At 74.6% G+C, this 14,174-nt stretch carries 10 protein-coding genes; 7 read left to right on the forward strand and 3 right to left on the reverse strand.

Annotated features, from left to right (window positions below):
* Nucleotides 1-35 precede the first annotated feature (35 nt).
* From WMF26_RS36025 to WMF26_RS36045, 5 genes are all read left to right on the forward strand, one after another.
* The gene (locus WMF26_RS36025; RefSeq protein ID WP_437996412.1) at nt 36-2,183 is read left to right on the forward strand and encodes a TOMM precursor leader peptide-binding protein; all 2,148 of its coding nucleotides are present in this window, start codon (nt 36-38) and stop codon (nt 2,181-2,183) included.
* An 11-nt stretch (nt 2,184-2,194) separates the two neighbouring features.
* Nucleotides 2,195-2,977: a SagB/ThcOx family dehydrogenase gene (locus WMF26_RS36030; RefSeq protein ID WP_061627645.1), complete on the forward strand. Its 783-nt coding sequence runs from the start codon at nt 2,195-2,197 to the stop codon at nt 2,975-2,977.
* 22 nt (nt 2,978-2,999) lie between these two features.
* Complete coding sequence (locus WMF26_RS36035) at nt 3,000-4,043, forward strand: TOMM precursor leader peptide-binding protein (protein WP_437996413.1); 1,044 nt, start codon at nt 3,000-3,002, stop codon at nt 4,041-4,043.
* Between the two features lie 75 nt (nt 4,044-4,118).
* Nucleotides 4,119-5,750, forward strand: coding sequence for a protein kinase domain-containing protein (locus WMF26_RS36040; RefSeq protein ID WP_437996414.1), 1,632 nt, complete (start codon nt 4,119-4,121; stop codon nt 5,748-5,750).
* Nucleotides 5,728-6,774: a hypothetical protein gene (locus tag WMF26_RS36045; protein WP_437996415.1), complete on the forward strand. Its 1,047-nt coding sequence runs from the start codon at nt 5,728-5,730 to the stop codon at nt 6,772-6,774. The genes WMF26_RS36040 and WMF26_RS36045 overlap by 23 nt, the downstream gene beginning before the upstream one ends.
* Before the next feature lie 111 nt (nt 6,775-6,885).
* Here WMF26_RS36045 and WMF26_RS36050 read toward each other — a convergent pair whose 3' ends face one another.
* Together WMF26_RS36050 and WMF26_RS36055 are read right to left on the reverse strand one after the other, a co-directional pair.
* Entirely contained in the window at nt 6,886-8,352 is a 1,467-nt protein-coding gene (locus tag WMF26_RS36050) for an OmpA family protein (RefSeq protein WP_437996416.1), read from the reverse strand.
* 11 nt (nt 8,353-8,363) lie between these two features.
* Entirely contained in the window at nt 8,364-9,581 is a 1,218-nt protein-coding gene (locus WMF26_RS36055; protein WP_437996417.1) for a hypothetical protein, read from the reverse strand.
* Between the two features lie 368 nt (nt 9,582-9,949).
* Between WMF26_RS36055 and WMF26_RS36060 the strand changes: the two genes are divergently transcribed.
* Together WMF26_RS36060 and WMF26_RS36065 are read left to right on the forward strand one after the other, a co-directional pair.
* On the forward strand, nt 9,950-12,451 hold the full coding sequence (locus WMF26_RS36060; protein WP_437996418.1) for a M1 family metallopeptidase: 2,502 nt from the start codon (nt 9,950-9,952) through the stop codon (nt 12,449-12,451).
* A 97-nt stretch (nt 12,452-12,548) separates the two neighbouring features.
* On the forward strand, nt 12,549-13,163 hold the full coding sequence (locus WMF26_RS36065; RefSeq protein WP_437996419.1) for a hypothetical protein: 615 nt from the start codon (nt 12,549-12,551) through the stop codon (nt 13,161-13,163).
* Nucleotides 13,164-13,467: 304 nt separating this feature from the next.
* On the opposite strand, the gene WMF26_RS36070 is transcribed toward WMF26_RS36065, so the two are convergent.
* Nucleotides 13,468-14,127 carry a hypothetical protein gene (locus tag WMF26_RS36070; protein WP_437996420.1) on the reverse strand — a complete coding sequence of 220 codons (660 nt, stop codon included), beginning with the start codon at nt 14,125-14,127 and terminating at the stop codon, nt 13,468-13,470.
* Nucleotides 14,128-14,174: the final 47 nt, after the last annotated feature.

Below are 14,174 nucleotides of genomic sequence, written 5' to 3' on the forward strand. Positions count from 1 at the left end.
GGCGCGGCGGCGCTGCCCTTACCTGGAGATCTCGCGTGGCCATTCAACTGCCCAGCCCATCGACCGCCGCGCCGACGCTCGCGGGGAGCGCCCCGCCCGCGCCGGAGGAGGCGCGCGGGAAGCTCGCGCGATCGCGCGTCCTCGTGGTCGGGCTCGAGCCTTGGGGCGCCGTCGCGGCCGCCGAGCTCGCGTCCGCGGGCGTCGGCGCGCTCCACGTCCTCGACGACAGCGAGGTCGCCGCGGACGATCTCGGCCCGTTTGCCGAGGCGGATCTCGGGAGAGATCGCGCGCGCTCGCTCGCCCTCGCGCTCTCGCGGATCGCGCCAGGCTGCGCGGTCACGCCCGGGGCGCTGATCGCGGCCGCGGATCGCCCGCTCGTCCTCGAGGACGCCGGCTGGGACCTGATCCTCACGTGCGTCTCCGGCGACGATCTCCTCGTTCTTCAGGGCGTCGCCCGCTTCGCCCACGCGACGTCGACCCCCTCGCTCAGCGCGCACCTCGAGGGGCTCGAGGCGGTGATCGGCCCCGCCGTCTTTCCAGGCGAGACGGCGTGCTGGAACTGCTGCCGTCTCCGGAGGCTCGCTACAAGCGATCAGCCCGAGGCGGATCAGGCGCTCCAGGCGACGCTCCTCGCCGGGCGCACCGGGCGCCGCGCGCGCACGTACCTCGCGCCCACGCCGGCGCTCCTTGGCCACGCCGTCGCGATCGCGGCCGTCGATCTGCTCGTGAACCGCGCCGCGTCGCGGCTCGCCGGGCACCTCGTGATCCAGAGCCTGATCGACCTGGAGGCGTCGTTCCACGCCGTCCTGCAGATGCCCTGGTGCCCGATCTGCGGCGGCGCCGCCGGCGCCCTGGGCGCGGGGAGCGCGCGCAGGGGCTCGCGCGCGCGCCTGCGCGACGCGCGCGATCCGGCGGAGCTCCGGCGGATGCTCGCCGGCGTCGTCGATCCACGGACGGGCATCGTCCAGCGGCTCGCGCTGGGCGCCATGCACCCGGCGCTCGCCCCCGAGGCGCCGATCATCGCCAGCGCGGTCCTCAGCAATTACACCGACGGCGCGGCGCACGCGCGCTGCTGCGACGAGCCGGAGGTCGGCACCGGAAAGGGCACCACGGCCGTCGAGGCCCTGATCAGGGCGACCGGCGAGGCGGTCGAGCGCTACTCCGCGAGGCTCTTCGACGAGCAGGGGCTGCTCCGCGCCCCGGTCGCCGAGATGCAGGGCGATTTCGTCGCTCCGGAGCAGCTCTGTCTCTACGGCGAGGAGCAGTACGCGAGGCCCGGGTTCCCCTACGCGCGGCTCGACCCGACCACGCCGATCGAATGGGTCCTCGGGCATTGGCTGGACACCCGCGCGCCCGTCCACGTGCCAGCGCTCCCGACCTATTACGGCGATTGCGCAGGGCCCGACGCCTACTTCTGCCAGGTGACGTCGAACGGGCTCGCCGCCGGCCCGACGCTCGAGGCGGCGTCGATGGGGGCCGCGCTCGAGCTCATCGAGCGCGACGCCTTCATGATCTCGTGGCTCGCCCGCAGGCCAGGGCGGCGCATCCTGCCCGACGACTCGGTCGACCCCGAGGTGCACGAGATCGCCCGACAGCTCGGGGAGCGCGGCGCCCGGATCGAGCTGTATCTCCTCGACGCGGGCATCGCGGTCCCCGTGGTCATGTGCGTGGGATACGGCGATGGGAAGCGCTGGCCCGGCGCGACGGTCTCGCTCGGAGCCCACCTGAGCCCCCTCACCGCGATCAGGAAAGCCGTCCTCGAGCAGGGTCAAATCGTCGGTTACGTCTTCCGCCTGATGGCCGGCGAGGAGCTCGCCATCCCCGAGCGGCCGGAGGACGTGCGCACGCTCGAGGATCACGCGATCTATTACGTCCCCCCGAGCCGCGCCGCGGCCTTCTCCTTCCTCCGCCAGGGACGCACGGTGACCGCCGCCGCGCTCGAGGAGCCCGAGAATGTCACCCTCTCCGAGCTCGCCCGACGCGTCCAGGCCGCGGGCCTGCGGATCGCGATCGTGGACGTGACCTCGCCCGATCTCGCGGCGACCCCCTTCCGCGTCGCCCGGGCCCTCGGGCCCGGTTTCCAGCAGATCCATTTCGGCCACGAGCTCGCGCGGCTCGGCAATCCGCGCCTCCGTTCGATGGCCCCCCACGGGATCAACCCGGACCCTCACCCGATGGCCTGAGCGAGGACACCATGGCAAGGAGCAAAGAGGCGGACGTCGCGCGGCTCTATCACCTCCAGTCCTCCCACGTGAGGGCGCGGCCGGTCGAGCCGCCCTTCCACGGAGATCTCCAGCCGCTCCGCTTCCGCACCTACGCCGGCTCGACGCGCACGCCGCTGCCGGGGCGCGATTTCGCGATCGACGCCCCGCTCGGCGCGGTGCTGGAGCGGCGGCGGTCGGTCCGCGACTTCGCCCTCCGGCCGATGCCCCTCTCGGCGCTCGGGCGGCTCCTCCACGCGAGCTACGGCGTCCGCGGGCTGCGAACGATCGACGGCGACTGGTGCAGCGATCGGCCGACGCCGTCGGCCGGAGGGCGGTATCCGCTCGAGATCTACGTGGCGACGCAGGCCGTGGAGGACCTCCCGGACGGCCTTTATCACTACGACGCTCGCGCGCACGAGCTCGAGCTCCGCCGGGAAGGCCTCGCGCACGCCGCGCTCACGGATCTGACGCTGGATCAGGACATGGTCCGGAGCACCAACGTCGTGGTCATCATCACGGCGGTCCCGTTCCGCACCATGTGGAAGTACGGCCAGCGCGGCTATCGCTTCCTGTGGCTCGACGCGGGGCACCTCGGCCAGAACCTCTACCTCGTCGCGACGGCCATGGGCCTCGGCCCGGTGGCGATCGGCGGCTTCTACGACGACGAGCTCAAGGCCTTCCTCGCGCTCCCGGCCGAGGAGGACGCCATGTACATCGTCTGCGTCGGTCAGCCCGGGCCAGCCGAGGGGCCGAAAGGGGCCCAGCGCGGCTGAACAGGGAGCGTCGGAGAGCACCATGCCCAGAATTCGACTCAGCCGCTCGGCCAGCATCACGCCCACGGACGCGGGGGTCATCCTCCGATCCGATCTCGGCACCTTCCAGCTCACCGGCGCGGACGTGAGCGCGTTCCTCGAGCGGGTGGCGCCGCTGCTCGACGGGTCGCGCGACCAAGAAGCGATCGTCGAGGCGCTCGCCGACTACTCGGGCCACAGCGTGCTCGCGCTCCTCGATCTGCTCGCGGCGCGCGGGCTGATCGAGCCTGCGCCCGACGCGGCGGAGCCCCCGGATCGCGAGCGCCTCCGCGGGCAGCTCGAGTTCCTCCGCAGGTGGTCCTCGGCCCCGGAGCAGGCGGCGCAGCGGATTGCGGCCGCGCGCGTGCTCGTCGTGGGCCTCGAGCCGTGGGGCGCCGCCGCCGCCCTCGCGCTCGCGGCGGCCGGCATCTCCGCGCTCCGCCTGATCGACGACGGCGACGTCCCGGTCGGCCCGCGCGACGCCGCGGTGGTCCGCGCGCGCGGCCAGGCGGCGCTCGGCGCGTCGCGGCGCGGCGCCCTGGCGGCGCTGATCCGCGAGCGCGCGCCTCGCTGCCGGGTGGACGAGCGCCCCGCCGCCGCGCTGCGCTCGGACGACCTCCTCGCCCCGGACGACCGCCCCCACCTCCTCGTCGCGGCCGTGCGCGGCGACGACGCGGAGCTCCTGGAGCGCGTCGCGCGGTTCGGCCACCGCGCGCGGATCGTCTCCCTCTTCTCGGAGCTCGCGGGGGCGACGGCCGTCCTCGGCCCCCTCGTGTTCCCGGGCGCGACGGCGTGCCGGGTCTGCGCGATGGCCGAGGCGCTGAACCCCCCGCCCGCCGCGGGCCCCCGGGGCGAGCCCGCGCTCCAGGCCGGCGCGATGGCGCAGCTGCTCGGCCAGCTCGTCGCCCTGGAGGCGCTGAAGGTGCTCTCGGGGTACACGCCGTCGAGGCTCGGGGGCCGGCTCCTGATCCAGGACCTCTCGACCTTCGAGACATCGCACCGCACGCTCGTGAGGCTGCCGTGGTGCAGGAGCTGCGGCGAGGCGTGACGCGGGGGCGGAGGTGCTCTAGCCTGCGTCCGTGAAGTCGGCTCGCCCCCAAGCCGCCGCTCCGGGCCTCCCGTCATGATCGGTCGCGTCCTCGACGAGCGCTACGCGATCGTCCGGCTGCTCGGCCAGGGCGGCATGGGCGCCGTCTACGAGGCGCGGCACACCGGCACCGGCCGCCGCGTCGCGGTGAAGGTCATCCTCGGCCAGGCCGCCGACGACGAGCTCCTCCGCCGCTTCCAGCGCGAGGCGCGCGCGGTCGGCGCGGTCGAGTCGGAGCACATCGCGCAGGTGTTCGACACCGGGCGCGACCGCGAGACCGGCTCGCCGTACATCGCGATGGAGTTCCTCGACGGCGAGGACGTGCAGGCCCTCATCGAGCGGCTCGGCCCGCTGCCGGTCGATCTCGCGCTCCGCGTCGCCCTTCAGGCCTGCCTCGGGCTCGAGCGCGCGCACGAGGCCGGCATCGTCCACCGCGACATCAAGCCGGCGAACCTGTTCCTCGCGCGCAAGCCGGGCGGCCAGCGCGTCGTCAAGCTGCTCGACTTCGGCGTCGCCAAGGTGACCGATCAGAGCCTCGGCAACGGCGCCATGACGAAGAGCGGCGCGCTCCTCGGCTCGCCCCTCTACATGTCGCCCGAGCAGGCGCGCGGCAGCGGCGCGATCGACGCGCGCTCGGACCTCTGGTCGCTCGGGATCAGCCTGTACCACGCCCTGTCCGGGCACCGCCCCAACGAGCACCTGACCGGCCTCGGCGAGCTCGTCCTGGCCATCTGCACGACCCCCGTGCGCTGGATCCAGGAGGTCGCGCCGTGGGTTCCGCCGGAGGTCGCCCACGTGGTGCACCGGACGCTGGTCATCGATCCGGCCGGCCGCACCGCGAGCGCCGGCGAGCTGGCGGCGGCGCTGCGCGCGTTCCTGCCGCACGGCGAGGCGATCGTCGAGGCGATGCTCGCGCCGCTCGACGCCGCCACGCGCGCGTCGCGGGCGCCGAGCGCGCCGTTCAGGGCCACCGCGCCGAGCGCGCCGTTCGGGGCCGCCGCGCCGTTCGGCGCCGCCTCGGGCCCGCCGCGCATGCCGAGCGCGCCGTTCGACGCCGCGTCGACCCCGCCCCGGCTGTCGGGCGCGCCGTTCGACGCCGCGTCGACCCCGCCACGGCTGTCGGGCGCGCCGTTCGACGCCGCGCCGGGCCAGCCGCGGCCGTCGGGCGCGCCGGCCGGGCCGCACGCGCTTTCGGGCACGGCGCCCGCCACGAGCGTGGGGCTGTCGAACCGCAGCGACCGCCCGGCGTCGCGCGCGCCCGTGGCGCTGCTCGCCGGCGGCGTGCTGGCCGCCGCGATCGCGGGCGGGGCCGGCGTCTACCTCGCGGTGCGCGGCACGGGGTCGCCCCCGGCCGCGCCGTCGGCCGACCCGGAGCCCCCGCGCGCCGAGGCCGAGCCGCCGCCGCCGTCCGCGGGCGCCGAGGCCCAGCCGGCGCCGCGCGCCGAGGCCGAGCCGCCGGGCACCGGCGCGCCGGCCCCCGGGGAGGCGCCGGCCGCGGCCTCCTCGACGGCCGCGGCGCCGCCCCCGCCGACGGCGACGGCGCGCGCCGCCGCGTCGGCGAGCGCCGGCGCCGCCGCGCGCCCGCCCGCGCCGAGGCCGTCCGCCGTGAGGCCGCCGCCGCCCCCCAGGCCCCCGAGGAACGACGATGACGAGACATCGAGGAAATAGACGCGCCGCGTGGTGCGTCGCCGCGCTCCTGTCGCTCTCCGCGGGCCTGGCCCGCGCGGAGCCGTCGGCGGATCAAGCCGCCGCGGCCGAGGCGCTCTTCCGCGAGGGGCGCGAGCTCGTCGCGCAGGGCAAGCTCGCCGAGGCGTGCCCCAAGTTCGCGGCGAGCCAGCGGCTCGATCCGGGCTACGGCACCCAGTGGAACCTGGCGGACTGCCTCGAGCGGCTCGGCCGGACCGCGAGCGCCTGGGCGGCGTTCCGCGAGGCCGCGGACATGGCGAGCCGGGCCGGCCAGGCCGACCGCGAGGCGAAGGCGACGCGCCGCGCGGCCGATCTGGAGAAGCGGCTGGAGCGGCTCGCCGTCGCGGTGAGCGCGCCGGCCGACGGGCTCGTCGTGCGGCGCAACGGCGCGGTCCTCGACGCCGGCGCGTGGGGCGCGCCGCTGCCGGTCGACCCGGGCAAGCACCGCATCGAGGCGACCGCGCCCGGCAAGAAGCCGTTCTCGGTGGAGGCGCAGACCGCCGGCCCCGGCAAGGTCGTCACCGTGGCGATCCCGCCGCTCGAGGACGACGCGGCGGCCGGGGCGTCCGCGGCGGCGCCGCCGCAGCCGGGCGGGCCGCCCGCGTCGGCGCCGGCCGCGCCGCTCCGGCCGGCCGCGGGCGGCGACGACGGCGGCGCGAGCACCCGCCGCACCCTCGCCTTCGTGGCCGGCGGCGTCGGCGTCGCGGGCGTCGTGACCGGCTCGATCTTCGGGCTCATCGCCGGCGCGCGGTGGAACCGGGCCCAGGACGAGCACTGCCGGACCGAGACGCTCTGCGACGATCAGGGCGTTTCGCTGGTCGACGACGCCAAGAGCGCGGCGACGCTGTCCAACGTCGGCTTCGTGGTCGGGGGGCTCGGGCTCGCGGCCGGCGTCGCGCTGTTCGTGACGTCGCTCGGCGACGCGCAGCCCGCGGCCGCGCGGATCGTGGTCACGCCCGCCGTCGGGGCGAACGGCGGCGGGCTCGGGATCCACGGCCGGTTCTGACGAGCGTCGGCGGCGGCCTCCGGCGCGCGGCAGCCGCCCGCGCGAGGCGCGGCCTGCCGCGCCGCGGTGGGCGAGGCGCGCTCCGGAGGAGGAGCGCGCCTCGCTGGTCGATCACTCCTCGATCACGAACTCCACGCGGCGGTTCTTCGCCAGGCTCGCCGGGTCGTCGCCCTCGGCCACCGGCCTGTCCGACCCGTAACCCTCGGCCGTGAGCCGGCCCGGGCTGACGCCCTTCTGGATCAGGTACTTCCGGACCGTGTCGGCGCGCTGCTGGCTCAGCTCCTGGTTCAGCTCGCGCGTGCCGGTCTCGTCGGTGTGCCCCTCGACCCGCACGTGCTCGATCTCGGGGTTCGCCTTCAGGACGAGCGCCACCTGGTCGAGGGTCCTGTACGACTCCGGCTCGAGCTCGGCCGAACCCGTCCGGAAACGGATGGTATCCCGCATCACGAACTCACCCTGCTCGTACGTGACCCGCGGATCGCCCTTGTCCGGGCAGCCGTCGTCGTCCTCGACGCCGTTGATCGTCTCCTTCTCGTCCGGGCACTCGTCGTCCGCGTTCGGCACGCCGTCCTGATCGTCGTCGGCGTCCTCCTCGGGGCAGCCGTCGCTGTCGTAGTCGCCGTCGCGATCCTCAGCCACGTCGGGGCACTGGTCGCGCTCGTCGTCGACCCCGTCGTGGTCGCGGTCGTGCGAGGTCGGCGTGTACTTCACGCCCGCGAACACGCGGAAGAGCGGCACGCCGTAGCCGGCCAGCGCGCCGATGCCCGGGCCCGCGACGATCTCCCACTCCTCGCTCGGGTTGATCTTCACGTAGCCGAGCGCCTCGAGCGGCGTCTCCTCCTCCTTCAGGTCGTCCGCGGTGAAGCCGATGCCGCCGTTGGCCTCCGCGCCGATCTCGACCTTGCCGTCGATGCCGCCGAAGCGGTAGCCGAGCGCCGCCGCGTACGTCAGCTCGCTCCCCGCCTCGACGTTGCGGTACGTCGTCCCCTCGCGGATGGCGACGCCCGCGTTGACGCCGAACCTGAGGCCGGGCGCGAACCGGTGATCGAGGACGATGCGCGGCCAGAACACCACGTTGCGCGCGCCGCCCGCGAAGTCGCCGGTGTGCGTGGGCACGCGCAGCTCGGCCACGAGGCCGAGCCCGATGGAGTCGCGGTCGTCGAGGATGCGCAGCTTCGGCACGAGCCGGATGTCGCCGAGGCCCCCGAACGACGGCGAGCCCTCCCCCGACTGGAACAGGAAGAACGGGATGTCGAGGCCGAGCGCGAACGGCTCGGCGATGGTGACCGAGGCCATGAGATCGGCGCCCAGCCTGCCGCTCACGATCTGGGTCCGCACGTCCCCGTCTCCGGTCGCGAAGATGAGCGGGTTGTGCGCGTAGTTCAGGAGCAGCCCGAACTCCCAGGGGTCCGCGGGCTCACGGACGCCGGAGCCCTCGGTGACGACGAACGCGTCGTGGGTGACGGCGGGCTTGAAGCGCTCGACGTCGATGTTGGTCTCCTGCGCCGACGCGCTCGTCGCGGCGGCGAGGATCGTGACGATGCTGCAGGCGGTGGCGGCGGTGGTCCGTGCGCGCATGGGTCTCCTCTTCATCGGCCAGCCCCCGGTCCGCGGCGGGGGCGTCTGCGCCAGGCGAGCGCGAGCCCGCCGGCGGCGAGCAGCGAGAGGGCGCCGCCGCCGAGGGGCGCGGGCCCCGCCGTGCAGGCGCAGGCGCCGCCCTGGACCCCAGCCGTCCCGCCCTCGACGCAGCGCCCGGTCGGCGCGCAGACCAGGTCCCCGCCGCACGCCGACGAGCCCGGCGAGCACGGGCCGCACTGCCCGCTCACGCACACGAGATCGCCGCACTCGGCGTTCGACGTGCAGGTGCCGCTGGGCGTGGGGACGCACCGGTGATCCGGCGAGCAGTCCTCGTCCGCGTCGCAGTCCGCGTCGTCGACGCACGACACCGGGAGGATGCAGTCGCCGTCCACGCAGACGCCCCGGCCGGCGCAGTCCGCGTCGTCCGTGCAGCCGGAGGGCGGCACGATCACGTCGGGCACGCGGTCGCCGTCCGCATCGCCGGCCATGCACGGGGCGGAGATGCCGACGTCGAGATCGCCCGCCCCGAGCCCCGGGGCGTCGTTCACCGACCGGAAGTACAGGTTCGCGTTGCACGTCGCGTCCACGCCCACGATGTCGAGCGCGATCGAGCCCTGCGCGTATCCCCGCGTCTCCTCGCCGAGCAGCAGCGGATCGACGTCGGCCCGTGCCTCGGTGGCCACCTGCATGTCGGTGACCGTGAGGGGCTCGTAGCTCCCCGAGGCCGCGAACGTCCAGACCCCCGCGCGCGTGCCGTCGCCCTTCACGCCGAGCACGACCTCGTAGCCGCCCGGCGAATCGTCCTCCGTGAACCGCGGGTCGATCTCGGGCGCCCGGGCCGTGCCGCCGGTCCCCCGGTTCTTGTCGGCGTCGATGAACACGAAGAGCGTCGCCTGGGCGCCGACCGCGGTCGTCCCCGACACGTAAGCGCGCACCCAGAGCCGCCCCGCGTCGGCGACCGCGTACGCCGCGCGGAAATCGATCGACTGCTCCGGGACCTCGAACGTCCCCATGCCGTCGCCCGCGACATCCTCTTTGCCGTACGGCCAGCGCGGCTCCCCCGTCTTGTCGAGCGCGACGATCTCGTCGAGCACCGGCGTCGTCCGCCCGTCGGCCCACGTCTGAGCGGACGAGCTCTTCGGAACGAGCGCGACGGCGAGCGCCGCGCCCACGGCCAGCGGCGCGACAAGCGAGCGCCCCCTCCTGCACCCCTCTCTATGATGTGCCATGGCGGGCAGCATCCTCGCATAGGTCGCTGCAACCCTTGCAAATGAAAGGCGAAATGACCGGTGCGACGCGCCCATGGTGCGCAGGAGTGCGCGCGCCTCGGACAGCGCCTGCGCGCGCGACGCGGCGCTCGCCCGCGCCGGCGGCCCGCGCGCCGCGCTCGTGACACGCGCGACCGAGCGCCCCGTTTTTTCAGCGCCGAGCGCCCCGCCGCGGCGCTCCGAGGCGTCGCCTTCGCTTGGCCGCGGGCCCTGGTTCTGTAACTGTCCCGCGGTCAGTTACGCGTCGCTGCGCCGACTCGGGCTCGGGGTGCCGGGCTCTGGCGTCGGGCCGACGAGGGGAAGCTCCTCATTTCGATCGAGGGAGACCGATGCACTGCACTGTCCAGAAACACCGCCCCGGAGCGTTCCGGGTGGCCTGCCTGCTGCTTGGATCGCTCGCCGCGGCGTGCTCGGGGGAAGGCCCGGCGCCGCTCGAGGGGAGCGCGTTCGACGTCGAGCGGTACGATCTCCGGGGCGAGTTCGACTGGGAGCGGGGCCGCCTCGTCGCGACGCTGGGCCTCACGCTGTCGATCGCCGGCGACGGCCCGCGGGTCGTCGTGCTCGACAGCGCCGTCGCCGAGGTGAAGGAGGTCCGTCGCAAGGACGGCGGCGCGCTCCCGCACGAGCTCGATCCGGCGCGCGAGGCGCTCGCGGTCGATCTCTCGAGCGTGCCCGAGGCGTCGCGCGGCGAGCCGATCGCGCTCGAGATCGACTACGAGGCGCTCTCTGGCGACGCGCTCCGCGCGGTGCCGGCGCGCAAGGGCGATCCGGTCGCCGTGCGCGCGGTCTACACGATCTCGGAGCCGCTCGGGGCGTCGCGGTGGATGCCGTGCCACAACGCGCCCTCGGATCGGGCGGTGTTCTCGGTCGCCATGCGCGTCGACGGCGGCGAGTCGCTGATCGCGAACGGCGATCTCGTCGCCGACGAGGATCTCGGGGCCTCGGGCCGCCTCGTCCGCTACGAGACCGCCTACCCGCTGCCGCCCTACCTCATGGCGTTCGCGATCGGCGATTTCGAGGTCGAGCGCGGCGCGAGGGGGGACCTCCCCATCGCGGTCTGGCACCGCCGCGGGCTGCCCGGCGATCACGGCAAGATGGTGGACGAGATCGCGCGCGCGATCGGCCGCTTCGAGGAGCTGCTCGTGCCGTACCCGTTCGAGAAGTACGCGCTCGTGCTCCTGCCGGACTTCTCGGTGGGCGGGGTCGAGCACGCGAGCATCAGCTTCCAGCGCGAGGAGCGGAGCACCGAGCCCGCGCTCGCCTCGGATCTCCTGCTCACGACGCACGAGCTCGCGCACCAGTGGTTCGGCGATCTGGTGACGGTGGAGACGTGGGACGACCTCTGGATCAAGGAGGGCATGGCGACGCTGCTCCAGCAGGAGGGCGTCCGCGCCTACACGGACGAGAGCGGCGCGGGCACGCTGAACGGCGACGAGCTCGGCCCCCGCGCGGGCGACGCCGTCCGCGACCCGTCGCTCGCGCCGGACGAGAAGTACACGAGCGGCCCCTACGACCGCGCGGCCTGGCTGCTCACCCAGATCCGCAGCCTCACCGGCGAGGACGCCTTCTGGTCGGCGCTCCGCGGCGTGCTCGCGGAGCGCCGCTTCGGGACGATCGGCACGGACGCGCTCCTCGACGCCTTCGCGCCGGCGCTCGGCCCGGAGGCGCTCGCCCGCGCGCGGCGCGCGGCCTCGGCCAAGGCGCTCCCGAGCCTCGCGGTCGAGCCCGCGCCGTCGGGCGGGGCGTTCGTCACGCTGCGCGACCCGGACGGCGCGCTCGTCGCCCCGCTGGAGCTCGCCTGGGTCTCCGTGGACGGCGCCACCCGCGTGCAGGCGCTCGCGCCCGGCGAGCGCGTCGAGGTCGCGCCCGCGCGCCCCTCCGAGCTCCTCGTCGTCGATCCGCTGGATCGCCACCCCGAGTGGGCCTTCCTCGGCACCGAGCGCGATCTCGAGGCCTACGCCGCGGCGCTCGCCCCGCGCCGCGTGCCGTCGGATCCCGAGGCGGTCTCGCGCTTCCTCGAGGTCGGCGGCGCGCACCAGCTCGCCGCGCTCCAGGGCGGCCTGCCCGCCGGGCTCGCGCCCGAGCAGCTCGAGATCTTCCTGGAGGACCTCGACGGCGAGGCGGCCCGCGCCGTGGCGCTCGCCGCGGCGTGCGACGCCGCGAGCGCGCCGGGCCTCGACGCCAAGGTCCGCGGCGCGTGGTCCAGCGTGCTCGCCGGCCTCTTCGCCGGCGCCCCGCACAGCTACGGGCTCGACTACATCGACAGCTACGCGGCGTGCAGCGCCGTCGTCTCGCCCGAGGATCTGTTCGCCGAGGACTGGGCCCTCTTGCGGGCCGGGCTCGCGTACGGCGGCGTCTCCGACGCGCGGCTCCAGTACCTGTCCAAGTTCAGGTTGTCGCCCGACGCGGCGCTCCGCACGTGGGGGCCGGTCGCGCTCGCGTCGAGCTCGGTGCGCGCGCGCGTCCTCGCGCTCCGGCACCTCGCGACGTACCTGGACGGGCTCGACCAGGCCGCCCTCCCCGCGTGGCGCGACTTCTTCGCCGGCGTGCTCGGCGTGACCGACGTCTCCGACGTCCTCGCCGCGGATCTCCGCGCCGTCGTGGCCTCTGCCGCGCCCACGGCGGCTGGCAACGAGGCGGCGCTCGCGGGCCTGACTCGGGTGCTTCGCGCGCCCGCGGCCCGCTCGGTCCATCCCGGCGCCGTCTGCGCGGCGTTCGTGTTGACGGGCGGCAACGAGCCGGCGTTCCGCCGCTTCGCCGCCGCCCTCGACGGCGCGGACTTGACCGATCGCGCCGCCGCCTTGCTGCGTTCTCCCTCCGACTGCCGCTGAGGCTCCGCGCCCGCGGCGCGCCTCGTCCGGCCAGCCTCGCGTCGCGGCGAGGCTGGCCGCCTGCGTCGAAAGCGGACGCTGCTATGCTCCTCTGCCCATGTCGGAGCTCATCCAACTTCTTCGCCAGAACGCCCCGGTCGCTCGCCTCGCGGAGTACCTTGATGGCCTGACGCACGACGAGCGCCTCCGCGCCCTCTCGACCACGACCCGCGCGGATCAGCGGTCGCTCTACGCCGCCGCGAGCCACTCCCCCCCGATCACGCTCGATTTCTTCGTCCCGGACGGCACCTCGCGCCGCGTCGCGGTTCATCACCAGGGCAGGAACAGTCTTCCTCTCCCGTCGCCGTTCCGTTTTTTCGAGAAGCGTTTTGCCCGCCCCGAGGACGGCGGCGCCCGGCTCTTCGGGTACAACGAGGGTCTCACGCGTTCCTGGATCGGTCCTGGCTTCTTCGTCGCGGTCCCGACCGCCGGCAATCTCGCCTGGCAGGAGCGCGGCGCGGTGGTGATCGACTACTTCCAGGTCCCGGACGGCCCCGTGCCCGACGGCTGGCCCCAGGTCGTTCCCAACAGCAAGGGCCTCCAGGCCTTCGTGTACAACGGGACGCGCGACTTCATGCGCAGAGTCTCCAGGGACGTCTCGATCGGCGCCGCCTTCAAGGGAGAGAAGGCGCTCGATCACTACTTCACGCTCTGTCGCGCCCCGTCGATCTAGATCGGTTTTCAGCTGGGACTGATACGCCGTCGTCCGTCTCTCGTCCTCGTCTCTCGTCCCCGTCTCTCGTCCCCGTCTCTCGTCCCCGTCTCTCGTCCCCGTCTCTCGTCCCCGTCTTCCGTGCGCGTGCGCGTGCGCGATTCCCGGGAGTCAACGCGCACGCGCACGCGCACGAAGGACGAGCACGAAAGACGGAAGACGAAAGACGGAAGACGGAAGACGGGGACGAGAGACGAAGGACGGAAGACGTCTGCATGAACCCGAGCGAAAACTGCTCTAGGTATCCGAAGCGGTTGACGCCGCTCTAGTTCGGTTGCGTCCCCCCCGAGAGGCGCGCGACCAGCCCCTTTCTCAGGAGCCCCACCTTGTTCCGCATCGCGGTCACCTGCTGCCGCATTCCGTCCGCCTGCTCCGCGAGGTCCACGATCCCCGCCGCCGTCGCCGCCTGAGCCAGCTCGCGCGCCTCGTCGGCGAGGCGCCCCATGCGCCCTTCGACCTCGTCCATGGCCGCCACCACCTCCGCGATCTGCTCGGGGCTCGTCGCCTCGCGCTGGCGCGCCGCCGCCTCCTGGACCAGCTGGTTGATGTTTCGCCCCTCCTCGCCGAGCGCCGCGAAGCGCTGGAACAGCTCCCCGAGCTGCTCCGCCCGCCGCTTGATCTCTTCCCCCCGCGCGGCCAGCGCCGTCGCCGTCGCCTCGTGGCGATCCCGCGCCGCGGCGATCGCCGCGATCAGCGACCCGAGCGCCACGCTCACGCGCTGCTGCGCCTCCGCGGCCTCCGTCGTCGACTTCGCCGCACGCTCGATCCCCTTGCGCGTGTCCAAGGACAGCCGCCGCGCCGACTCCGCGAGCTCCTCGAAGCGGAAGAGCTCGCGCTCGAGCGCGCGCGCCGCCTCGGCGAGCTCGCCCCCGCCCTTGTCGTGCTCGTCCTTCCCGCCGCGGCCGTTCTTCTCGCGCTTGTTCACGTTGTCCACTCTCGACCGCCCCTTGCGTCCGTCCGCGTGAGGCTCGC

It is taken from the genome of Sorangium sp. So ce185 (genome assembly GCF_051526825.1).
In the GTDB taxonomy this organism is placed as follows: domain Bacteria; phylum Myxococcota_A; class Polyangia; order Polyangiales; family Polyangiaceae; genus Sorangium; species Sorangium cellulosum_D.

Bases quoted from the DNA above. Each gene is read 5' to 3' on its own strand.
- WMF26_RS36050 (WP_437996416.1), bottom strand. From the start codon at position 8,352: ATGCGCGCACGGACCACCGCCGCCACCGCCTGCAGCATCGTCACGATC.
- WMF26_RS36045 (WP_437996415.1), top strand. From the start codon at position 5,728: ATGACGAGACATCGAGGAAATAGACGCGCCGCGTGGTGCGTCGCCGCG.
- WMF26_RS36055 (WP_437996417.1), bottom strand. From the start codon at position 9,581: ATGGCACATCATAGAGAGGGGTGCAGGAGGGGGCGCTCGCTTGTCGCG.
- WMF26_RS36060 (WP_437996418.1), top strand. From the start codon at position 9,950: ATGCACTGCACTGTCCAGAAACACCGCCCCGGAGCGTTCCGGGTGGCC.
- WMF26_RS36040 (WP_437996414.1), top strand. From the start codon at position 4,119: ATGATCGGTCGCGTCCTCGACGAGCGCTACGCGATCGTCCGGCTGCTC.
- WMF26_RS36030 (WP_061627645.1), top strand. From the start codon at position 2,195: ATGGCAAGGAGCAAAGAGGCGGACGTCGCGCGGCTCTATCACCTCCAG.
- WMF26_RS36035 (WP_437996413.1), top strand. From the start codon at position 3,000: ATGCCCAGAATTCGACTCAGCCGCTCGGCCAGCATCACGCCCACGGAC.
- WMF26_RS36065 (WP_437996419.1), top strand. From the start codon at position 12,549: ATGTCGGAGCTCATCCAACTTCTTCGCCAGAACGCCCCGGTCGCTCGC.